Annotated in this window: 18 protein-coding genes; 9 read left to right on the top strand and 9 right to left on the bottom strand. The window is 71.9% G+C overall.

The genetic code is table 11. The features are described 5' to 3' along the window. The first annotated feature begins 347 nt into the window (after window positions 1-347). Complete coding sequence (gene pcrA / locus D2L64_RS11545; RefSeq protein ID WP_119575258.1) at window positions 348-2,750, top strand: DNA helicase PcrA; 2,403 nt, start codon at window positions 348-350, stop codon at window positions 2,748-2,750. 233 nt (window positions 2,751-2,983) lie between these two features. Further along, entirely contained in the window at window positions 2,984-4,645 is a 1,662-nt protein-coding gene (locus D2L64_RS11540) for an ATP-binding cassette domain-containing protein (protein ID WP_233558915.1), read from the top strand. Window positions 4,646-4,659: 14 nt separating this feature from the next. Here the strand turns inward: D2L64_RS11540 and D2L64_RS11535 are convergent, their stop codons facing one another. After that, window positions 4,660-5,454: a M23 family metallopeptidase gene (locus tag D2L64_RS11535; RefSeq protein ID WP_119575256.1), complete on the bottom strand. Its 795-nt coding sequence runs from the start codon at window positions 5,452-5,454 to the stop codon at window positions 4,660-4,662. A 274-nt stretch (window positions 5,455-5,728) separates the two neighbouring features. Continuing rightward, window positions 5,729-6,442, bottom strand: coding sequence for a M23 family metallopeptidase (locus D2L64_RS11530; protein ID WP_119575487.1), 714 nt, complete (start codon window positions 6,440-6,442; stop codon window positions 5,729-5,731). Between the two features lie 423 nt (window positions 6,443-6,865). Here D2L64_RS11530 and D2L64_RS11525 point away from each other — a divergent pair, with 423 nt between their 5' ends. The 3 genes from D2L64_RS11525 to sucD all read left to right on the top strand — a co-directional run bounded on the left by D2L64_RS11525 (window position 6,866) and on the right by sucD (window position 9,954). Continuing rightward, entirely contained in the window at window positions 6,866-7,270 is a 405-nt protein-coding gene (locus tag D2L64_RS11525; protein WP_119575254.1) for a cobalamin B12-binding domain-containing protein, read from the top strand. 615 nt (window positions 7,271-7,885) lie between these two features. After that, on the top strand, window positions 7,886-9,064 hold the full coding sequence (sucC, locus tag D2L64_RS11520) for an ADP-forming succinate--CoA ligase subunit beta (RefSeq protein ID WP_119575253.1): 1,179 nt from the start codon (window positions 7,886-7,888) through the stop codon (window positions 9,062-9,064). 2 nt (window positions 9,065-9,066) lie between these two features. Next, entirely contained in the window at window positions 9,067-9,954 is an 888-nt protein-coding gene (gene sucD, locus D2L64_RS11515; protein WP_119575251.1) for a succinate--CoA ligase subunit alpha, read from the top strand. A gap of 46 nt (window positions 9,955-10,000) precedes the next feature. Here sucD and D2L64_RS11510 read toward each other — a convergent pair whose 3' ends face one another. Continuing rightward, window positions 10,001-10,261 (bottom strand): DUF4190 domain-containing protein, encoded by a 261-nt coding sequence (locus D2L64_RS11510; protein WP_119575249.1) that lies wholly within the window; start codon window positions 10,259-10,261, stop codon window positions 10,001-10,003. Window positions 10,262-10,419: 158 nt separating this feature from the next. Here D2L64_RS11510 and D2L64_RS11505 point away from each other — a divergent pair, with 158 nt between their 5' ends. Both D2L64_RS11505 and D2L64_RS11500 read left to right on the top strand, forming a co-directional pair. After that, window positions 10,420-11,712, top strand: coding sequence for a cell division protein PerM (locus D2L64_RS11505; protein WP_119575247.1), 1,293 nt, complete (start codon window positions 10,420-10,422; stop codon window positions 11,710-11,712). Between the two features lie 32 nt (window positions 11,713-11,744). Then, on the top strand, window positions 11,745-11,945 hold the full coding sequence (locus D2L64_RS11500) for a TetR-like C-terminal domain-containing protein (RefSeq protein WP_233558914.1): 201 nt from the start codon (window positions 11,745-11,747) through the stop codon (window positions 11,943-11,945). Window positions 11,946-12,102: 157 nt separating this feature from the next. Here D2L64_RS11500 and D2L64_RS11495 read toward each other — a convergent pair whose 3' ends face one another. Beyond that, a complete protein-coding gene (locus tag D2L64_RS11495; RefSeq protein ID WP_119575245.1) occupies window positions 12,103-12,834 on the bottom strand; it encodes a DUF4190 domain-containing protein in 732 nt (243 codons plus the stop codon). 5 nt (window positions 12,835-12,839) lie between these two features. Next, window positions 12,840-13,139 (bottom strand): CD225/dispanin family protein, encoded by a 300-nt coding sequence (locus tag D2L64_RS11490; protein ID WP_119575243.1) that lies wholly within the window; start codon window positions 13,137-13,139, stop codon window positions 12,840-12,842. Window positions 13,140-13,299: 160 nt separating this feature from the next. Between D2L64_RS11490 and purN the strand changes: the two genes are divergently transcribed. Beyond that, entirely contained in the window at window positions 13,300-13,911 is a 612-nt protein-coding gene (gene purN / locus D2L64_RS11485) for a phosphoribosylglycinamide formyltransferase (protein WP_119575241.1), read from the top strand. Continuing rightward, the gene (gene purH, locus D2L64_RS11480; protein WP_119575239.1) at window positions 13,908-15,479 is read left to right on the top strand and encodes a bifunctional phosphoribosylaminoimidazolecarboxamide formyltransferase/IMP cyclohydrolase; all 1,572 of its coding nucleotides are present in this window, start codon (window positions 13,908-13,910) and stop codon (window positions 15,477-15,479) included. Before purN ends, purH begins: the two co-directional genes overlap by 4 nt. 166 nt (window positions 15,480-15,645) lie before the next feature. Here purH and D2L64_RS11475 read toward each other — a convergent pair whose 3' ends face one another. From D2L64_RS11475 to D2L64_RS11460, 4 genes are all read right to left on the bottom strand, one after another. Beyond that, window positions 15,646-17,925 carry a putative bifunctional diguanylate cyclase/phosphodiesterase gene (locus D2L64_RS11475; protein ID WP_233558913.1) on the bottom strand — a complete coding sequence of 760 codons (2,280 nt, stop codon included), beginning with the start codon at window positions 17,923-17,925 and terminating at the stop codon, window positions 15,646-15,648. Window positions 17,926-18,087: 162 nt separating this feature from the next. Beyond that, window positions 18,088-19,116: an ABC transporter ATP-binding protein gene (locus tag D2L64_RS11470; RefSeq protein WP_119575235.1), complete on the bottom strand. Its 1,029-nt coding sequence runs from the start codon at window positions 19,114-19,116 to the stop codon at window positions 18,088-18,090. Then, window positions 19,100-20,137, bottom strand: coding sequence for an ABC transporter ATP-binding protein (locus D2L64_RS11465; RefSeq protein WP_119575233.1), 1,038 nt, complete (start codon window positions 20,135-20,137; stop codon window positions 19,100-19,102). The genes D2L64_RS11470 and D2L64_RS11465 overlap by 17 nt, the downstream gene beginning before the upstream one ends. Window positions 20,138-20,142: 5 nt before the next feature. After that, window positions 20,143-21,099 carry an ABC transporter permease gene (locus tag D2L64_RS11460; protein WP_119575231.1) on the bottom strand — a complete coding sequence of 319 codons (957 nt, stop codon included), beginning with the start codon at window positions 21,097-21,099 and terminating at the stop codon, window positions 20,143-20,145. Window positions 21,100-21,105: the final 6 nt, after the last annotated feature.

Raw genomic sequence — 21,105 nt, 5'->3', positions numbered from 1 at the left:
CACGTCTGTCATCTTCGGGTACCTTCCGTGGTCTGGTGCCCGGTGCCCGGATCCCGGGACGACGAAAGCCCCGGGCTCCGAGAGCCCGGGGCTGTTCGCAGGTCTAGTCGATCAGGCGCGACCTACGGCTGCCGGACTCCCGGTGCCGTAGTAAAAGTAGAAGCGCTGGTCGGACACGCCGTCGAGTATGCCGCTGCACACGGCGGTCGCGCAAGGAATCCGTCGACGCGGGGAGGAATCTGTCAACCGGGGGGCCCTTCCGCTGCCGGCGGCGTTGACCAGGGGCCGTCCGCACCGCGTGGGCGTGGCGCGGGGGTGTCGGGCCGGCGGCATAGACTCGCCCTGCGATGCATCCTCTCTTCGACATCCCCGTGTCCCCGTCGGCGCCCGAGCCCGACCGGCCGTCGCCGCCGCACCGGCCCGTGCCCGGCCGGCTCGACCCGTCGCAGCTGGTGGCGGGCCTCAACGGCCCACAACGTGACGCGGTCACCCACGCCGGGTCGCCGCTGCTGATCGTCGCCGGTGCCGGTTCCGGCAAGACCCGGGTGCTGACCCACCGGATCGCGTACCTGCTCGCCGCGCGGGACGTGCACCCCGGCGAGATCATCGCGATCACCTTCACCAACAAGGCCGCCGGTGAGATGAAGGAGCGGGTGAGCGCCCTGGTCGGCCCGCGCGCCCGGCTGATGTGGGTCTCCACCTTCCACTCCGCCTGCGTCCGGATCCTGCGGGCCGAGCACGAGCACGCCGGCCTGAAGTCGACCTTCTCGATCTACGACGCCGACGACTCGCGTCGGCTGATGCAGCTGGTCACCCGCGAGCTGGACCTGGATCCGAAGCGCTATCCGGCGCGTGGCCTGGCCGCCCAGGTGTCCAACCTGAAGAACGAGCTGGTCGACCCCGAGGCGTTCGCCGCCCGGGCGTCGGGGCCCAACGAGCGGGCGCTGGCCGAGGCGTACACGCTCTACCAGCGTCGGCTGCGCGAGGCGCACGCACTCGACTTCGACGATCTGATCATGACGACCGTGCACCTGCTCCAGTCGCACCCGCACGTCGCCGAGACCTACCGGCGTCGGTTCCGGCACGTCCTGGTCGACGAGTACCAGGACACGAACCACGCGCAGTACGTCCTGATCAAGGAGTTGGTCTCCGGCACCGAGGGGCTCGACCCGGCGGAGCTGTGCGTGGTCGGCGACGCCGACCAGTCGATCTACGCCTTCCGGGGCGCGACGATCCGCAACATCCTGGAGTTCGAGCGCGACTTCGCCGACGCCCGGACCATCCTGCTGGAGCAGAACTACCGCTCCACGCAGACCATCCTGAACGCCGCCAACGCGGTGATCGACCGCAACACGTCCCGCAAGCCGAAGCGCCTGTGGAGCGACGCGGGGGCCGGGGAACCGATCGTCGCGTACGTCGCCGACACCGAGCACTCCGAGGCCGACTGGGTGGCCCGGGAGATCGACCGGCTGGTCGACGCCGGTGACACCCGCCCGGGTGACGTGGCGGTCTTCTACCGCACCAACGCGCAGTCCCGGGTCTTCGAGGAGGTCTTCATCCGGGTCGGCCTGCCGTACAAGGTCGTCGGCGGGGTGCGCTTCTACGAGCGCAAGGAGGTCAGGGACGCGCTGGCCTACCTGCGGGCGGTGGTCAACGACGACGACACGGTGAGTCTTCGGCGGGTCCTCAACACCCCCCGCCGGGGCATCGGCGACCGGGCGGAGGCGTGTGTGGAGGCGCTCGCCAGCCGTGACCGGATCTCCTTCGGCGCGGCGCTGCGTCGGGCCAAGGACGCGCCGGGCATCTCCACCCGGGCCGCCAACGGCATCGCCGACTTCGTCGCCCTGCTCGACTCGGCCCGCGAGTCGGCCGTCGACGGCACCCCGGAGGAGGTGCTGGAGGCGGTGTTGACCCGCTCCGGTTACCTGACCGAGTTGGAGGAGAGCCTCGACCCGCAGGACGCCGGCCGGGTGGACAACCTCCAGGAGCTGGTCAGCGTCGCCCGCGAGTACACCGAACGGATCGAGGCGACCGGCGCGGAGGGGGAGCGGGCCACCCTGGCCGGCTTCCTGGAGCAGGTCGCGCTGGTCGCCGACGCCGACCAGGTGCCGGCCGACGATCCGGAGCACCAGGGCGTGGTCACCCTGATGACCCTGCACACCGCCAAGGGTCTGGAGTTCCCGGTGGTCTTCCTGACCGGCCTGGAGGACGGCGTCTTCCCGCACCTGCGCTCGCTGGGCGACACCCGGGAGCTGGAGGAGGAGCGTCGACTGGCGTACGTCGGCATCACCCGGGCCCGCCAACGGCTCTACCTCTCCCGCGCGGTTACCCGGTCGGCCTGGGGACAGCCGTCCTACAACCCGCCGTCGCGGTTCGTCGAGGAACTGCCGCCCGAGTTGGTCCGCTGGGAGCGGACCGAGGGGTCGTACACCTCCTGGGGTGGCGGTGGCGGCGGCGTCGGTGGCCGCGCGGACCGGACGCCCGGCGGGCGCGGCAACTTCGCCGGTGGTACCCCTCGGGCAGTGCAGCTGGCGCGCAAGCTCGGGGTGGACGGCAGCCGCCTGGCCACCGCGAGCGAACTGCCGCAGGGCCCGAAGGTGTCCGCCGGGGACCGGGTGAACCACCAGCGGTACGGCCTCGGCCGGGTGGTGGCGGTGGAGGGCCATGGCCCGGGCGCCCGGGCGCAGATCGACTTCGGCGACCAAACCCTCTGGCTGGTGCTGCGGCACGCCCCGATCGACAAGCTCTGAGCCCACCCCACCGCCCACGCTGGCGAGCGGGCGCGGCGCCGACCGCGGTATCGTCGGCGTATGCATTCGTGCGCCTTCTCGATGAAGCCCTGGTTCCGCCGCTGACGGCGGCAGGGTTGACCGGCTTTCTCTGAGCAAGCTCTGTTCCGCCGTCCTGGTGTTCCCGCCGGGCGGCGTGTTCGTGCTGCCCGGCTCCACGACGAGCCGAAGAGCAGACAGTGAACAATCTTGAGTTGAATCCAGCGCAGTCCGGTGGCGGCCAACTGCCGGCGGGGCAGCGGGCGCACGTACGGGCCGACGGGGTTCGGGTGGTGCTGGGCGGGCGGGTCGTGCTGTCCGAGGTCAGCGTGACCGTCTCGGCCCGCTCCCGGCTGGCCGTCGTCGGCGAGAACGGTCGCGGCAAGACGACGTTGCTGCACGTGCTGGCCGGGGTGACCGCACCCGATCAGGGCACGGTGGAGCGGGCCGGCACGATCGGCATGGTCGGGCAGGCGCTCGCGGCCCGCGACGGCGAGACGGTCGGCACCCTCGTCGAGGCCGCGACCCGGGAGTCCCGCCGCGCGCTGCGGGCGCTCGACGACGCGGCGACGGCGCTGGCCGAGGGCCGGGCCGGCGCCGACGACGCGTACGCCGCCGCGCTCGACGCGGCCACCCGGCTGGACGCCTGGGACGCCTCGCGGCGCGTCGACGTGGCGCTGGCCGGGCTCGGCGCCTGCACCGACCGGCGGCGTCCACTGGCCACCCTGTCGGTCGGCCAGCGTTACCGGGTCCGCCTGGCCTGCCTGTTGGGCGCGCGCTACGACCTGTTGATGCTGGACGAGCCGACCAACCACCTCGACGCGGCCAGCCTGGCGTTCCTCACCGGGCGACTGCGGGAGCATCCGGGCGGCGTGGTGGTCGTGACGCACGACCGGGCGCTGCTGCGCGACGTGGCCGTGGAGTTCCTGGACCTCGACCCCAGTGAGGACGGGCGACCGCGACTGTTCGCCGGAGGGTACGCCGGCTGGCAGGAGGGGCGGCGCCGGGAGCGCGAACGCTGGGAGCGGGACTACGCGGCCCAGCAGGTCGAGCACCAGCGGCTGGCCGACGCGGTGAGCGAGGCACAGCAACGGCTGAGCACGGGTTGGCGCCCGGAGAAGGGACACGGCAAGCACCAACGCCAGTCCCGTGCCCCCGGTGTCGTCCAGGCGCTGCGGCGTCGGCAGGAGGAACTCGACGCCCATCAGCTCACCGTGCCGGCGCCGCCGCTTCGACTGCGCTGGCCCGACCTCGGCACCGGGGTGCGGTCACCGATCCTGCGCTGCACCGCCGTCACGGTGACCGGGCGACTGCGGCGACCGGTCACGCTCACCCTCGACGGCGGGGACCGGCTGTTGGTGACCGGCCCCAACGGGGCGGGTAAGTCGACCCTGCTCGCGGTGCTGGCGGGCGACTTGGAGCCGTCCACCGGCGACGTCCGTCAGCTGCCGCGGGCCCGGGTCGCGCTGCTCGGGCAGGAGGTGCCGGACTGGCCGCCGGGCGTGCTCGCGCACGAGCTGTACGACCGACACGTCGGCGTACTCCAGTCCGCCGGGCGGCTCGGCGAACGCGACCGGCTGCCGTTGACCGCGACCAACCTGCTCGACCGGGAGGCCCTGCGTACCCCGGTGGGGCGGATGTCGCAGGGGCAGCAACGCCGGTTGAACCTCGCGCTGCGACTCGCCGAGCGACCGGATCTGTTGATCCTCGACGAGCCCACCAACCACCTGTCGGCGCCGCTGGTCGACGAGCTGACCGTCGGCCTGCGGGAGACGCCGGCGGCCGTCGTCGTCGCCACCCACGACCGTCAGTTGCTCGCCGACCTCGCGGACTGGCCCGTCCTGTCGCTCACTGGCGGGGCCGAGGGGGTGGGCTGACCCGACTCCCGTGATCAGCAGGCGACGTCGATGCCGCGGGCGCGCAGGAACGGTGCCGGGTCGATCTGGTTCCACATCTGGCCCTGGTGCACCTCGAAGTGCAGGTGCGGCCCGGTCGAGTCGCCGGTGGAGCCTTCCAGCCCGATGGTCTGGCCGGTGCTGACCTTCTCGCCCACGCTCACCTTGGCGGTGCTCAGGTGGGCGTAGTGGGTGAGGTAGCCGTTGCCGTGGTCGACGAAGACGGAGATGCCGTAGCCGTCGCCGACGTCGCCGGCCTTGGTGACGGTTCCGCCGAACGCGGCGCGGACCGGGGTACCGGCGGGCAGCGCGAAGTCGATGCCGGCGTGCAGGGTGCCCCAGCGGGGGCCGTAGCAGGAGGTGATGGCGGCCCCCGCCATCGGGATCACCCAGGACGACTTCGGGGTCGCGCTCTTGGTCGGCTTCGGCGCGGCCTTGACGGCCTTGGTCGCCTTCGGGCTGGGCTTGGCGGTCGGCGTCGGGCTGGCGGTCGGGCTGGCCGAGGGGGACGGGCTGCTGGCCGGTGTGCTGGGGGCGGTCGCCTCGCGGGCCGAGCGGTCGGCGCGGTCGGCGGCCTCGGCGCGGGCGGCGGCCTCGGCGAGCGCCTGCGCGTCGAGGGAGACCGGGCTCGGCGTGGCGCGGTCGTCGCGGGTGGCGACGGCGACGCCGCCGAGTGCGACCAGGGCGACCGCGCCGATGGCCAGGCCGTGGCCACGCCAGCCGATGCGGCGGCGGTGGCGGGCCGGGGCGTCGGGGATCTTCCGGTACGGGGTGGTGCTGTCGTCCTGCACGGCGGACCTCACTGGATCGAGTGGCACGTGACCTCGAAATCCTGGTGTCGATCCGGTGCACCGTGGGTACCGGGGGTTCGGCCGGCGGTCGACACCGTCCAGCGTGCTGTCCGGTTCTGTCCACCGGTGTCGTCGGCTGACCGGAACGACCTCGACCGGAGGCTGTGGCGTCCGCCACAATCCCGGCTGTGAGCTGGGATACTTTCCTCCACCCGAGGGCAAACAAAACCGCCCGGATCGAACGATCCGGGCGGTAAGCGGGCCTGACGCAGGGTCAGGACTCCGCTACCTCGCTGTAGATTGCCTCGACTTGTAGCTTGATGTCCACTCCGCGCTCCTGCAACCACGGCACCGGGTCGAGGGGCTCGCCCTTGACATGGATCTCCAGGTGCAGGTGCGAGCCGTACGAGTGGCCGGTGTTGCCGACCAGCCCGAGCTGGTCACCGGCCTTGACCTGCTGACCCTCCCGGACGCTGACCGCCGAGGAGTGGCCGTAGATGGCCTCGCTGCCGTCGGCGTGCTGGACGATGACCGCGTAGCCGTAGCCACCGAACCAGCCGGCCTTGGTGACCGTGCCCTCGTGGATCGCGACGTACGGGGTGCCTTCCGGGGCGACCAGGTCGACCCCGGCGTGCAGCTTGCCCCAGCGCATCCCGTACGGGGAGTTGAAGTCGTAGCCCTGCAACGGCAGGAGCCAGACGCCGGAGTCGGCGACGATCTCCGCACTGCCCCGGCTGTCCCGCGAGGCACGGTCGGCGGCGTCGGCGCGGTCCGCCGCGCCCTGGCTGCTGATCGAGGCCTGCTTGAGTTCGTCGAGTACCGACGGGCTGACGCTCTTGGCGTCCGGTAGCGCGCCGGCTCCCAGGGCCACCACACCGGCCCCGACGAACGCGGTGGTGACGACGGCCGCGTAGCGGCTGCGCGGGGGGGTGGGTACGCGGCGGCGACCGCGATATCGATCGGGCTCAGACGACAGGCGCTGGCGCACGCACACCCTCCGTTGTCGGGGTTCCGATGCGGTCTGCCGTCGTCCGGGTGGGCCCCGATCCGCCGGCTGCTCGCGTCGTCACCCGTCCGTAGACCTGATGACAACCGTGGACACGGTAGCCAACCGTCAGTCGAGTCACAAGCCGGAGCGCCGAATTGGCTGCTCCATTCTGTCCCTTTCCGTCCGTGATTGTCATGGCTCGCTACCCCGGAGGGGTGCCCCGGTTATCGTCCGTTCGTCGCGCACGGTGACCGAACGGCGGAGTCGTCCGCCTTGACGTGAACCGGGTCGGTCGTGCCTCTGGGTGTGGTCCCGGCGCCGGGGAGTTCGGGGTTCGTGCCGGCCCCCGTTCCCCGTCCCCGGTCGGTCGGGTTACCGTTCGTTAAGGCGAGTGCCGCAGGGCCGGTGAAAGGGATTGCGCAGATGAGCTCTCGTATTCGGGTCGTCGTCGCCAAGCCGGGCTTGGACGGCCACGACCGTGGCGCAAAGGTGGTGGCCCGCGCCCTGCGCGACGCCGGCATGGAGGTCATCTACACCGGCCTGCACCAGACGCCGGAGCAGATCGTGGAGACCGCCATCCAGGAGGACGCGGACGCGGTCGGCCTGTCGGTGCTCTCCGGTGCGCACATGACGCTGTTCCGTCGGGTGCTCCAACTGCTCGACGAGCGCGACGCCCGGGACATCGTGGTCTTCGGTGGCGGCATCATTCCCGACGCCGACCTGCCCGAGCTGGCGCAGCTCGGCGTGGCCAAGATCTTCACCCCGGGCGCCACGACCCAGTCCATCGTGGAATGGGTTCGGGAGAACGTCGCCCAACCGGTGAGCTGACGGCCCACGGGGCGTACGCCGACGGCCGGCGCGGATGCCCGGCGTGGACACACAGAGGGAGGGGCCGGACGCACCCCTCACACGCCCGGCCCCTCTATGCACGATGCCCCGCCGCCACCCCTCGACCGACAGGGCATCGGCCGTCTTCTGTTGTCTTGCTGGTGGTGCCGCTTTCTGGCCGTCATCTTTCTGGCCGTCGTCGCGCTTCCAGCGCGCCGACACCTGACTCAACGACGCCCTTCCGGCGGGGTTACGCACCACCGCCGAGAACCCTGGCCGGGGCGGCCAGATCGCTCGAACGGGTGAAGCGAGGCCGGTCCGCTGCGGTGTGGTGACACAGCGTCGCGATGGCTGTGGATTACCGCACACCGTGCACCCGCTCGGTTGCCGGCCGTGCCGGCATCGCTAGGCTGCGCCCAATGAACCCATTACCACCTCCTGCGGTCCGCCGGACCGCAGGGCCGGGCGGGGTGCGTGCGCGCCGCGCGGTTCGGGCGGTACGGGGTTCGTCGGCCTGCGTCAACTTCGACTGATGTCAGGCATCGCACTATTTTCTTTCCATACGCTGGTGGCGGCGCGACGGTGCGCCGCGGAGACGGGACGGGACGCGCAATCGTGGACCTGTACGAATACCAGGGGCGGGACCTGTTCGAGCGGCACGGTCTACCCGTGCTCGCCGGCGGCGTCGCCACGACCCCGGAGGAGGCCCGCGCGATCGCCGAACGCCTCGGCGGCCGGGTGGTCGTCAAGGCGCAGGTGAAGGTCGGCGGCCGAGGCAAGGCCGGCGGCGTGAAGCTGGCCGAGGGCGCGGAGGAGACGGTGGCCCGGGCCACCGACATCCTCGGCATGGACATCAAGGGTCACACGGTCCACAAGGTCATGATCACGGTGACCGCCGACGTGGCCGAGGAGTACTACTTCTCGTACCTGCTCGATCGAGCGAACCGCACCTTCCTCTGCATCGCCAGCGTGGCCGGCGGCATGGACATCGAGCAGGTTGCTGCCGAGACTCCGGAGAAGGTCGTCAAGGCCCCGATCGACGCGGTCGAAGGGGTGGACGAGGCCAAGGCGCGGGAGATCGTCTCCGCCGCCGGATTCCCGGCCGAGGTCGCCGACCAGGTCGTCGAGGCCGCGGTGGGCCTGTGGCAGGCGTTCGTCGCCGAGGACGCCACCCTGGTCGAGGTGAACCCGCTGGCCAAGACCAAGGACGGCAAGCTGCTGCTGCTGGACGCCAAGATCTCGCTGGACGAGAACGCGGGCTTCCGGCACCCGGACCACGAGGCGCTGGTCGACCAGGCCACCGTGGATCCGCTGGAGCAGGCCGCCAAGGAGAAGGACCTCAACTACGTCAAGCTCGACGGCGAGGTCGGCATCATCGGCAACGGCGCGGGTCTGGTGATGTCCACGCTCGACGTGGTCGCCTACGCCGGTGAACGGCACGGCAACGTCAAGCCGGCCAACTTCCTCGACATCGGCGGCGGCGCGAGCGCCGCGGTGATGGCCAACGGCCTGGAGATCGTGCTCTCGGACCCGGCGGTGAAGAGCGTCTTCGTCAACGTCTTCGGCGGCATCACCGCCTGCGACGCGGTCGCCAACGGTATCGTCCAGGCGCTGGCCCTGCTGGAGCAGCGCGGCGAGCAGGTCACCAAGCCGCTCGTCGTCCGGCTCGACGGCAACAACGCCGAGGCCGGTCGGGCGATCCTCGACGGCGCGAACAACCCGCTGATCGAGCGGGTCGACACCATGGACGGCGCGGCCGAGCGGGCCGCCGAGCTGGCGGCTGCGGGGGTCTGATCATGGCAATCTGGCTGACCAAGGACTCGAAGGTCATCGTGCAGGGGATGACCGGTTCCGAGGGTTCCAAGCACACCCGGCGGATGCTCGCGGCCGGCACCAACGTCGTCGGCGGCGTGAACCCGCGCAAGGCGGGTACCACCGTCGACTTCGACGGCACCGAGCTGCCGGTGTTCGCCAGCGTCGCCGACGCGATGAAGGACACCGGGGCGGACGTCACCGTCATCTTCGTACCGCCGCAGTTCACCAAGGGCGCGGTCATCGAGGCGATCGACGCGGAGATCCCGCTGGCCGTGGTGATCACCGAGGGCGTACCGGTGCACGACACCGCCGCGTTCTGGGCGTACAACGTCGCCAAGGGCGAGCGGACCCGGGTCATCGGCCCGAACTGCCCCGGCATCGCCTCGCCGGGTGCCTCCAACGCCGGCATCATCCCGGCCGACATCACCGGCACCGGGCGGATCGGCCTGGTCAGCAAGAGCGGGACGCTGACCTACCAGATGATGTACGAGCTGCGCGACATCGGCTTCTCCACCTGCGTCGGCATCGGTGGCGACCCGATCATCGGGACCACCCACATCGACGCGCTGGCCGCGTTCGAGGCGGACCCGGACACCGACGCGATCGTGATGATCGGTGAGATCGGCGGCGACGCCGAGGAGCGGGCGGCCGAGTTCATCAAGGCCAACGTCACCAAGCCGGTGGTCGGCTACATCGCCGGCTTCACCGCGCCCCCCGGCAAGACCATGGGGCACGCCGGTGCGATCATCTCCGGCTCGGCGGGCACCGCCGACGCGAAGAAGGTTGCGCTGGAAGCGGTCGGCGTCAAGGTCGGCAAGACGCCGACCGAGACCGCCAAGCTGATGCGGGAGATCATGTCCGGCCGCTGACCGGACCGCTGACCCGCGCTGAGGGGCCGACCGTCAGGTCGGCCCCTCAGCGGTTCCAGCCCGGGTAGTTGCCGGTCGCCTGCAGGATCAGGCTGACGACGATGTTGAGCACACCCAGCCCGATGGCCACGTAGCCCAGCACCGGCGACTGGTGGTACCGCCGCGCGTCGCGGATCGACAGCCAGCCGAAGACGATGCCGAGGATGCCGCAGCAGATGACGCCCAGCACGATGCCCAGCACGCCCCAGAGCGTGGTCCGGTCCCGGCCGGCGGGCGGCGGTGGAGGCGGTGGATACGGAGTGTTCACGACTTCCCTCCGGAGGCTCGCTGCCGCGACGTGGATCGCGGCCCATGGTGCCGAGGCTAGAGGAGGAGCGCCGTACTCACACGCGATCGGTCAACTAGCTGTCCTGGTGGGGTGGTGTCGGGCAGCCGACGCGGGCGCGACATGCCAGAGTAGAACCGATGTCATCCGTCACCCCTGACCAGCCCCGTCGGGCCACCGAGGCCCGTGGCGCCGGTGCCCGGCCGCCGGGGCGGGCCGGCCCACCGCGCCGGGTGCCGCTGCCGCGTGGCGAGCCCACCGGCCGCAGCCACGCACCGCTGCTGGTCGCCGGCCTGGTGGCCGCCGGTGGGGCCGCTCTCACCTCCTGGCTGCCGGTCGCGTTCGTACTCTGGCTCTTCCAGCTCAGTGAGGGTTCCGCCAGCCTGCTCGGCGCGGTACCCGCCGGGGCGGCCGGCTGGCTGCTCGGGCACGGCGTGCCGCTGAGCACGGCCACCGGCCCGTTCGGCCTGCCGCCGCTCGCGGTGACCACCCTGGCGGTGTGGCGGCTCACCCGCGCTGGGGTGCACGTCACCCGGGCCATCGGGGCCCGCGGCAGCCGCTCGGTGAGTCGTACCCTGGTGGCCGCGGTGACCGTCGGCGTCGGGTATGCCTTGCTGGGGGTACTGGCCGCGGTGCTGGCCGGGTCCGGCGGGATCGGCGTGTCGCCGGCGCGGTCCGGGGTGACGCTCGCGCTCCTCGGCACCGCCGCCGCCGGTATCGGCGCGGCCCGCACGAGCAGGGTGGCCGACCTGCTCGCGGCCCGGGCGCCGCGGCCGCTGCGGGCGGGTCTGCAGGGCGGAGTGGTGGCCGGGCTGGTGCTGCTGGGGGTGGGCGCGGGCGTGGCGGGACTGGCCGTGGCGACCGGCGGCGGCGACGCGACCGACCTGATCGGCGCCTACCGCACCGGCGTGGCCGGGCAGGCCGGCATCACCCTGGTGAGCCTGGCCTACGCGCCCAACGCCGCCGTCTGGTCGACCAGCTACCTGCTCGGCCCCGGCTTCGCCGTGGGCACCGACACCGCGGTGCGCACCAGCGAGGTCGCCGTCGGGGCGCTGCCGGCCCTGCCGTTGGTCGCCGGACTGCCCAGTGGGCCGGTCGACGGCCTCTGGTCGGCCGCGATCCTCGCGTTGCCCGCCCTGGTGGGGATGGTGGTCGGTGCCCTGCTCGGTCGCCGGCTGCTCCGCGCCGCCGCCGCCGAACGGACGCCGCTGAGCTGGGGCGCGTTGCTGTTCCCGGCGGTGCTCGCCGGGCCGGTGACCGGCCTGCTGATGGGCGTGGTCGCCGAAGCCTCCGGTGGTCCGCTCGGCGCGGGCCGGCTGGCCGAACTCGGGCCGGTGGGCTGGCAGGTGGCGCTCGCGGCCACCGTGGTCATCGGTGCCGGTGCGCTGCTCGGTGCCGCCGCCACCCGCTGGCTCGCCCGGCTCGCCAACTGAGCGACCGGCGGACGCCGACGGCGAGGGCGGAGATGGCGGACCTCCGGAGGTCTGCCGAGTACGCCCTGCTCTTCGGTAGCCCGGTACCCGGCTACGCCGCACCGCGGGAGACCACCGTGGCGGCGATCCGGACGCCGACCGTCCTGATCGGGATCCTCGCCGACGGCTGCGCCGCCGGTACCCTGACCGACCCCGGCTCCGGTGAGCTACCCGGCCCGGTCCAGGCCGGGTAGCTCGTCGTCGTCCGCGACGGGCTCTTCCCCGATGTTCCCGGGCGGCCGTGCCGCTGTTTGCCGGCCGGGCGGCCGTGCCGCTGTCTGCCCGCCGGTCAGTCCGGTAGACGGTCGAGGGGCGTCCCGGTGCTCCGGAACGCCCCTCGGTCCGCCCTGATCACGGCTGCATCGGCAGGCTGAAGTTCACCACTACCAACACGATCTGGAGCAGACCCAACAGGGCGCCGATCCCGCCACAGATCAGGCCGGCGAGCGCCTGGCCCGAGTTGTTGGCCAGACCCTGATCGGCCTTCTGCTTGCCCATCCAGCCGGTGATCACCGCGGCGATCCCCAGCGGAATGCCGAGGTAGCAGCAGACCAGTGGGATCGACGCGATGCCGAAGATCATCGACAGCAGGCCGAGGGTGTTCTGCTGGCCACCCGGTGCGGCGAAGCCGGCGTGCGGGTACATCGGCGGGGAACCGTACGGCTGTTGGGCGGCGTACGGGTCGGCGTAGGGCTGGCCGTACGGTTGGCCCGACGTCGGGGGCTGCCCGTAGGCCGGGGGCTGCCCGTAGGCCGGTTGCCCGTAGGCCGGGGGTTGGCCGTAGGCCGGGGGTTGGCCGGTGGGCGGGGGCGCGTACGGGTCGTACGGTGCGGGGGAGGTCGGCCCAGGGCCGGCCGGCTGCTGGCCGTACGGATCGGTAGACGGGGGGTACGGATCCGCCGGAGCGTACGGATCGGCGGCCGGGGCGTACGGGTCCGCCGCCGGGGCGTACGGGTTCGCCGGGGGCGGAGCGTACGGGTTGGCCGGAGGCGGAGCGTACGGGTTGGCCGGAGGCGACGAGGTCGGGTCCCCGTACGGCGGTTGCTGGCCGTACGGGTCCTGACCGGGGTTACCGGGCTGCATCCGGCTCAGTAGCTCATCGCGTTGCCGCCGCTGATCGCGCCGAGCAGGCTGCCGCCCACGCAGCAGACCAGGACGATCGCGATCCAGGAGATGCCGGCGATCAGGGCCCACTTGGACCACTTCTTCGACTCGGCCGCCGCCGCCTGGGCACCGGCGAAGTCACCCTGCTGGAGCAGCGGGTTGACCTTCGAGGCGTTGATGATCGCAGGGATGGCCAGCGGCCAGAACAGGAAGATCGCGACGATCGACATTGTCATGTTGTTGTCGACCTGCTGGGGCGGCTGTGACTGGTATCCGGGCTGCATGTTGACGTGCTCCTCACGTTGCGTTCGCTGACGGGTGCGGGCCGGACGAGTGCCGGGCCGAGCGAGCGGCAGCGTACCCGGTCGGGGCGACTTCGGCAGTGACGTGACGGCGTGCCGCCCAGCGTCTGGGCGCCGGTCAGCCGCCGGATAGGGTGACGCGGTGACCGAGCCCGCCCGCATCGTCGTCCTCGTCTCCGGCTCCGGAAGCAACCTGCAGGCACTGCTGGACGCGACCGCCGACCCGGCGTACGGGGCGCGGGTGGTCGCGGTGGGCGCGGACCGCGACGGGATCGTCGGCCTGGACCGGGCCGCCGCGGCCGGGGTGTCGACCTTCGTGGAACGGGTCAAGGACCACCCGACGCGCGAGCAGTGGGACGCCGCGCTCACCGCGCGGGTCGCCGAGCACCGGCCCGACCTGGTCATCTCCGCCGGGTTCCTGAAGCTGGTCGGCGAGCGTTTCCTGGCCGCCTTCGGCGATCGCTACCTGAACACGCACAACACCCTGTTGCCGGCGTTTCCCGGCATCCACGGCCCGCGGGACGCGCTCGCCTACGGCGTGAAGGTCACCGGGGCGACCCTCTTCTTCGTCGACGCCGGGATGGACACCGGGCCGATCGTCGCGCAGGTGGCCGTGCCGGTCCGCGACGACGACGACGTGGACACGCTCACCGAGCGCATCAAGGAAGCCGAGCGGCAGCAACTCGTCGAGCAGGTGGGCCGGCTGGTCCGCGACGGCTGGACGATCACCGGAAGAAAGGTCACCGTACCGTGAGTTCCATCCAGGACGGGCGTCGCCCGATCCGGCGGGCACTGGTCAGCGTCTACGACAAGACCGGCCTGGTCGAGTTGGCCCGATCGCTGCACGCCGCCGGGGTGGAGTTGGTCTCCACCGGCAGCACCGCGTCGACGATCGCCGGTGCCGGCGTGCCGGTGACGGCAGTGGAGCAGGTGACCGGCTTTCCGGAGATCCTCGACGGGCGGGTGAAGACCCTGCACCCGAAGATCCATGGCGGACTCCTCGCCGACCTGCGCAAGGAGACCCACGCCGCCCAGCTCGACGAGCACGGCATCGCCGGGATCGACCTGCTGGTGTCCAACCTGTACCCGTTCCAGGCCACCGTCGCCTCCGGCGCGAGCCAGGACGAGTGTGTCGAGCAGATCGACATCGGTGGACCGGCGATGGTCCGGGCCGCCGCCAAGAACCACGCCTCGGTGGCGGTGGTGACCGATCCGGCCGCGTACCCGCAGCTGCTGGCCGCGCTGGTGGCCGGCGGCTTCACCCTGGAGCAGCGCCGGGCGCTGGCCGCCCGCGCCTTCGCCGACATCGCCGAGTACGACGTGGCGGTCGCCGACTGGTTCGCCACCACCCTGGCCCCGGCCGGCGACGGCTGGCCGCAGTTCGCCGGGCAGGCGCTGCGCCGTCAGGCGGTGCTGCGCTACGGCGAGAATCCGCACCAGGCCGCCGCCCTCTACGCCGACCCGGCCGGCCCGCCCGGCCTCGCCCAGGCCGAGCAACTGCATGGCAAGGAGATGTCGTACAACAACTACGTCGACGCGGACGCCGCCTGGCGGGCCGCGAACGACTTCGCCGACCAGCCGGCGGTGGCGATCATCAAGCACGCCAACCCGTGCGGCATCGCCGTCGGCGCGGACGTGGCGCAGGCGCACCGCAAGGCGCACGCCTCTGACCCGGTCTCCGCCTTCGGTGGCGTGATCGCGGTGAACCGGCCGGTCTCGGTCGAACTGGCCGGGCAGATCGCCGAGATCTTCACCGAGGTCGTGGTGGCGCCCGGCTACGAGCCCGGCGCGGTCGAGGTGCTCCAGGCGAAGAAGAACATCCGGCTGCTGCGGGCACCGGAGTTCCGCCCGCGGCCGACCGAGTGGCGACAGGTCACCGGCGGCGTGCTGGGGCAGCTGCGCGACGCGATCGACGCCGCGGGCGACGACCCGGCGACCTGGCGGTTGGCCACCGGCGAGGCGGCCGACCCGGAGACCCTGGCCGACCTGGCGTTCGCCTGGCGGGCCGTGCGCGCGGTGAAGAGCAACGCGATCCTGCTGGCCCGTGACGGCGCGACCGTCGGCGTCGGCATGGGCCAGGTCAACCGGGTCGACTCGGCCCGCCTGGCGGTCAGCCGCGCCGGTGCTGACCGGGCCAAGGGTTCGGTCGCCGCTTCGGACGCTTTCTTCCCGTTCGCCGACGGCCCCCAGATCCTTCTCGACGCCGGCATCCGGGCGATCGTCCAGCCGGGTGGCTCGATCCGCGACGAGGAAGTGATCGCTGCCTGCGAGCAGGCCGGAGTCACCATGTACCTGACCGGTACCCGCCACTTCTTCCACTAGTGCCGCGTCGGCTGCCCGGCGGCGGCCTCGGTCCGGTGTCTCGATCGCGAGCCACTCGGCTGGTCTGCGGGGCGATGTTCCTTCAGGACGCTGATTTCACCCTGAAATCATTATTTCACTGTGAAATCACGCCAGATGCAGGATGTGCTTCTGACCGGGCAGTCCATCACGGTCGGATGGTCATCGTCCGCTGGCGGGCCAGCAGCGCGGAGACACCTTCGGCGGTCATCGGCCGGGCCAGGTGGTAGCCCTGGCCGCGGGTGTAGCCGAGGTCGCGGAGCACGGCGACCTGCTCGGCGCTCTCGACGCCCTCGGCGACGGTTTCCAGGCCGAGCGCGTGGGCGAGTTGGATCACCGCGCGGGCCACCGCCTGCCGGGCGTCGGCCGCCGCGGCCTGGCCGTCGTCGATCTCGATACCGTCGACGAAGGTCTTGTCGAGCTTCACGATCGCGGCGGGGAAGGCCCGCAGCAGACTCAGCGACGATTCGCCGGTGCCGAAGTCGTCCAGCGAGAGGCGGATCCCCATCCGGTCGAGTTCGAAGAGGGTCCGGGACACCTGCTGGCCGCGGAGCACCGCCGACTCGGTCACCTCCAGCACCAGCCGCTCGCAGGGCAGTCCGCTCTCGGCAAGCGCGGCCGTCACGTCAGCGACGAAGTCAGGGTCGTGCAGTTGTCGAGCGGAGACGTTCAGGCCCGCCTCGCGCAGTGCGTCCGGCCCGAACTCCAGTGACCACGCTGCCGCCTGGCGGCACGTCTCGCGCAGCACGAACCGGCCCAGTGGCACGATCAGACCGGTCCGTTCGGCGGCCGGGATGAACTCGGCCGGGCCGACCACGCCCCGGGTCGGGTGGTGCCAGCGCACCAGTGCCTCGACCCCGACCAGCCGGTTGTCGTCGAGCCGCAGGATCGGCTGGTAGACGACCCGTAGTTCGTTGTCGTCCAGTGCCCGGCGCAGTTCGCCGCCGAGCTGCATGTGCGCCAGCACCGGCTCACCCATGCCGTCCACGTACCGGACGAAGCTTGCCTTACCGCGCTGTTTGGCCGTGTACATGGCGACGTCGGCGTCCCGCAGCACCGAGTCGACGGTGGCCCCGGGAACCGCGTCGGCGATGCCGATGCTGGCCTGCACCAGCAGGCGGTGCTGGCTGATCGGCTGGTCGAGCGCGGCCAGCAGCCGACCGGCCAGCTCCTCGGGGTCGGCATCCGCGCCGGTGAGCAGGACGGCGAACTCGTCACCGGCGACCCGTACCGGCAGGCCGTCGTCGCCGACCTCGGCGCGCAGCAGTTGGGCGACCGAGACGAGCAGCCGGTCACCGACACCGTGACCGAGCAGGTCGTTGACGGTCTTGAAGTCGTCCAGGTCGACCAGGAGCACCGACGTGGGTGTCGGCGCGTCGAGCGCGGACGCGAGCCGGTCCCGGAAGAGCACCCGGTTGGCCAGCCCGGTGAGGCCGTCGTGGCTGACCTCGTGCTGGAGGCGCTCCTCCTGCACACGAGTGTTGCGCAGCAGCCGGGCGTTCTCCCGGTAGGCGATGAACTGTCGCGCGCTGACCAGCCCGGTCACCACGACGGCGGCGATCAGGACCACTCGGACCGGCCAGTTCAGCGGGGCGCCGAACGCGACCGCCAGCAGCGGCACGTCGACCGCCACCACGGCCAGGTACGGCAGGAGCATGCCGTTGCGGGCCCGATCGCGGCGGATCCCGAGTTCGGCCCGCCACTGCGCCGTGACGCCGAGCGTGAAGAGCACCGGGGTCAGTGGCATCACGATCGCCTGGGCGGGGATGGCGGCGATGTATCCGTACCGGACCGCGAGCACGGCGACGATTCCGGCGGTGACGCCGCCGCTGGCCGCGACGAGTCGAAGGGCGACGCGGTCCACGGGGCCGCCGGCGATGAAGGACACCTTGGTCGCGGCGCCGACCGCGACCAGGAACGCGAGCCCGACCAGCGCCATCGCCTGCGGGCTCCAGGGCTCCTCGGCGGCCAGCATCGGGGCCAGCCCGACGTAACAGAGCAGGGCCGCGCAGCCGAGAAACGCGATCATGCGGTCGAGCAGGATGCGCCACCGCTCGACCCCGCCGGCCTCGACGACCGGCACCCGGGCCACCGCCCAGCTGGCGACGACGAATCCGATCGCCACGCAGGCCGCGGCCGGCAACGGCATGCTTCGCGTACGGGCCTCGGCGGCGTGCGTCAACATGTCCAGCGCCAGCCAGCCGTACCCGAAGGTGATGGTGACCGCCGCGACGAGGAGCGCACGCCAGAAGCGCCGGGTGACCGGCGCGAGGTCGGCGTGGTGGAGCAGGTGGACGACGGACGCGGCGGCGAAGACCCCGCCGACGGGTACGAAGGCGTACGCGAGCGCCTCGGTGCCGGCACCGACCGTGAAGTTCGCGGCGCACCAGGCGGTGCCGAGGGCGGCGACCGCGATGGTGGCCCGCACGTACCGCGGGGTGATCTGGCTGTCCCTCGCGGCGACCGGGACCGTGGGGCTCGTAGTCGGCTGAAACGCCACCTGCGTCACGGCCCTGACCCTAGTCAGTGGACCGGGGCACGACATCCGTCGACAGGCGCTGATTCCACAAAGGATCGGCCCAGTCCGTCCTCAATGCTGCGGGCGCAGCTCGGCGAAGTGGCAGGCGGACGGGTGGGGGTCGGCGGCCCGTGGCACCGCCTGCGGGTCCTGGGTCGCGCAGATCTCCTGGGCCTTCCAGCAGCGGGTGCGGAAGTGGCAGCCGCTCGGCGGGTTCGCGGGGCTCGGCACGTCGCCGGTGAGCCGGATGATGCTGCGGTGCTCCCGGGCGTCCGGGTCGGGCAGCGGCGCGGCGGAGAGCAGCGCCTGGGTGTACGGGTGGGTGGCCCGTTCGTAGATCTGGTCCTCGGTGCCGATCTCCACGATCCGGCCGAGGTACATGACCGCGACCCGGTCGGCGATGTGCCGGACCACCGACAGGTCGTGGGCGATGAAGATGTACGACAGCCCCAGCTCGTCCTGCAACTCCTCCAACAGGTTGATCACCTGGGCCTGGATGGAGACGTCGAGGGCGGAGACCGGCTCGTCGCAGACGATCACCTCGGGGCGCAGCGCCAGCGCCCGGGCGATGCCGATGCGTTGCCGCTGCCCGCCGGAGAACTGGTGCGGGTAGCGGTTGATGTGCTCCGGGTTCAGCCCGACGACGTCGAGCAGCTCCTGGACCCGGCGGTGGCGGCTGCCCTTCGGTGCCGCCGCCGGATGGATCTCGAACGGTTCGCCGATGATGTCCCCGACGGTCATCCGCGGGTTCAGCGAGGTGTACGGGTCCTGCATCACCATCTGCATGTTGCGGCGGATCCGGCGCAGTTCGCCGCCGGAGGCGGCGAAGAGGTCCTGCCCGGCCAGGGTGGCCCGGCCGGCGGTCGGTCGCTCCAGCCGCATCAGCAACCGGGCGAGGGTGGACTTGCCGCAGCCGGACTCGCCGACGATGCCCAGCGTCTCGCCCCGACGCAGTTGGAAACTGACCCCGTCGACGGCCTTGACCGCGCCGACCTTGCGCTTGAACAGCACCCCCTGGGTGATCGGGAAGTGCTTGACCACGTGGTTGACGTCGAGGATCGTCTCGCCCCGCACCTTGGTGGGCCTAGCGGGCGCGGTCATCGCGTACCTCCTGCGCGAAGTGACAGGCGCTGGTCCGGCCGTCGCCGAGCACCAGGTCGTGCGGCACCACGTCCAGGCAGACCTGTTGGACGTACCGGCACCGGGGGTGGAAGGGACAGCCACCGGGGATGTCCATCAGGTTCGGTGGCAGGCCCGGGATCGTGGTGAGCTTCCCGCTCCGCTGGTCCAGTCGTGGGATCGACTCCAACAATCCCTTGGTGTACGGGTGGGCGGGCGCCCGGTACAGCGAGCGGACGTCGGCGTGCTCGACGATCCGGCCCGCGTACATGACCGCGATCCGGTCCGCCACGTCGGCGACCACCCCGAGGTCGTGGGTGATCAGGATCATCGCCATGTCGAGGTTCCGCTGTAGGTCGGCGAGCAGGTCCATGATCTGGGCCTGGACGGTGACGTCGAGCGCCGTGGTGGGCTCGTCGGCGATGAGCACCTTCGGCTCCATGGCCAGCGCCATCGCGATCATGACGCGTTGCCGCATCCCGCCGGAGAACTGGTGCGGGTAGTCGCCGAGCCGGTTGGCCGCCGCCGGGATCTGCACCAGGTCCATCAGCTCCACCGACCGGCGGCGGGCGTCGGACCGGGACATCCCGAGGCGTTGGCGCAGCGTCTCACCGATCTGCCAGCCGACCGGGAAGACCGGGTTCAGTGCGGAGAGGGCGTCCTGGAAGATCATGGCGATCTCCTTGCCCCGTACCTGCCGGCGCTGTTCCTCGGGCAGGGTCAGCAGGTCACGGCCCTGGTAACGGATCTGGCCGGAAGTGACGTGCGCCGGTGGGCTGTCCAGGATGCCCATGATGGCCTGCGCGGTGACGGACTTGCCGGAGCCGGACTCACCCAGCACGGCGAGCGTCTCGCCCGGGTCGAGGTGGTAGCTGACCCCGTTGATCACCTCGGCCACGCCCTCGCCGGTACGGAACTCGATGTGCAGATCACGCAGTTCGAGCAGGTGCCCGCCGGGCGGGGTGGGGGAGGCCGGGGTCGGTTGGACGGCGTGCTGGCTCATGTGAGTCACCGCAGCTTCGGGTCGAAGGCGTCGCGGATCGCGTCGCCGAGCATGATGAACGCCAGCACGGTCAACGCGAGGAAGGTCGACGGGACCACCAGCGGGGTGGCCGACTCCCGCATGTGTACCCGCCCGTTGTTGATGTCGATGCCCCAGGAGATGGTGGGCTCCCGCAGGCCGATGCCGAGGAACGACAGGGTCGCCTCGGCGGCGATGAACGAGCCGAGCGCGATGGTCAGCACCACGATGGCCGGGGCGAGCGCGTTCGGCAGGATGTGCCGCCACATGATCCGGCCGTTGCCGGCGCCCAGCATCCGGGCCGCCGCCACGTAGTCCTGCTCCCGTGCGGTGATCACCGAAGAGCGGACCACCCGGGCGGCGGTCGTCCAGCCGAGCACCGCCAGTACGAAGATCACCGAGCCGAGGCGCACCGTGGCGCTGTCGGTGGACACCCGCTTCAGCAGCACGATCGCGGCCAGCAGCAGCGGGATGCCGAGCACGATGTCGATCACCCGGGAGAGCACCGCGTCGACCCAGCCGCCGAAGTAGCCGGAGAGCATCCCGACGACCAACGCGATCACCCCGGTGAGCAGCGCGCTCAGGGCGCCGACCAGCAGCGACGCGCGAGCGCCGTAGACCGCCCGGGCGTACGTGTCGCAGCCCTGGAAGTCGTACCCGAAGAGGGCGCCGCCGGAGGGCGCGGCATGCTGCCGGGACAGCACGCAGTCCGTCGGGTCGTTGCCGGTGAACAGCCCCGGCGCGACGGCCATCCCGGTCACCACGAGCACCAGAACCAGGCTGATCCAGAAGATCGGCTTTCGGCGCAGGTCACGCCAGGCGTCACCGGCCAGGCTGCGTGGCTTGCGCGGCTGGCCGACCCGGTTCGGCGTACCCGGCTCACCCGAGGGTCCGCGCCGCGCGGCCTGGTCCTCGGACGCCGCCACCGTCTCGAAGTCGCTCATGCCGCC

Source organism: Micromonospora radicis (assembly GCF_003583405.1).
Taxonomy (GTDB): Bacteria; Actinomycetota; Actinomycetes; order Mycobacteriales; family Micromonosporaceae; genus Micromonospora; species Micromonospora radicis.
The sequence above is the reverse complement of the archived record's forward strand: the minus strand, read 5'-3'. Positions and strand labels throughout refer to the sequence as shown.

Bases quoted from the DNA above. Each gene is read 5' to 3' on its own strand.
- pcrA (WP_119575258.1), top strand. From the start codon at position 348: ATGCATCCTCTCTTCGACATCCCCGTGTCCCCGTCGGCGCCCGAGCCC.
- D2L64_RS11525 (WP_119575254.1), top strand. From the start codon at position 6,866: ATGAGCTCTCGTATTCGGGTCGTCGTCGCCAAGCCGGGCTTGGACGGC.
- sucD (WP_119575251.1), top strand. From the start codon at position 9,067: ATGGCAATCTGGCTGACCAAGGACTCGAAGGTCATCGTGCAGGGGATG.
- D2L64_RS11505 (WP_119575247.1), top strand. From the start codon at position 10,420: ATGTCATCCGTCACCCCTGACCAGCCCCGTCGGGCCACCGAGGCCCGT.
- D2L64_RS11500 (WP_233558914.1), top strand. From the start codon at position 11,745: ATGGCGGACCTCCGGAGGTCTGCCGAGTACGCCCTGCTCTTCGGTAGC.
- D2L64_RS11495 (WP_119575245.1), bottom strand. From the start codon at position 12,834: ATGCAGCCCGGTAACCCCGGTCAGGACCCGTACGGCCAGCAACCGCCG.
- D2L64_RS11490 (WP_119575243.1), bottom strand. From the start codon at position 13,139: ATGCAGCCCGGATACCAGTCACAGCCGCCCCAGCAGGTCGACAACAAC.
- D2L64_RS11470 (WP_119575235.1), bottom strand. From the start codon at position 19,116: ATGACCGCGCCCGCTAGGCCCACCAAGGTGCGGGGCGAGACGATCCTC.
- D2L64_RS11465 (WP_119575233.1), bottom strand. From the start codon at position 20,137: ATGAGCCAGCACGCCGTCCAACCGACCCCGGCCTCCCCCACCCCGCCC.
- D2L64_RS11460 (WP_119575231.1), bottom strand. From the start codon at position 21,099: ATGAGCGACTTCGAGACGGTGGCGGCGTCCGAGGACCAGGCCGCGCGG.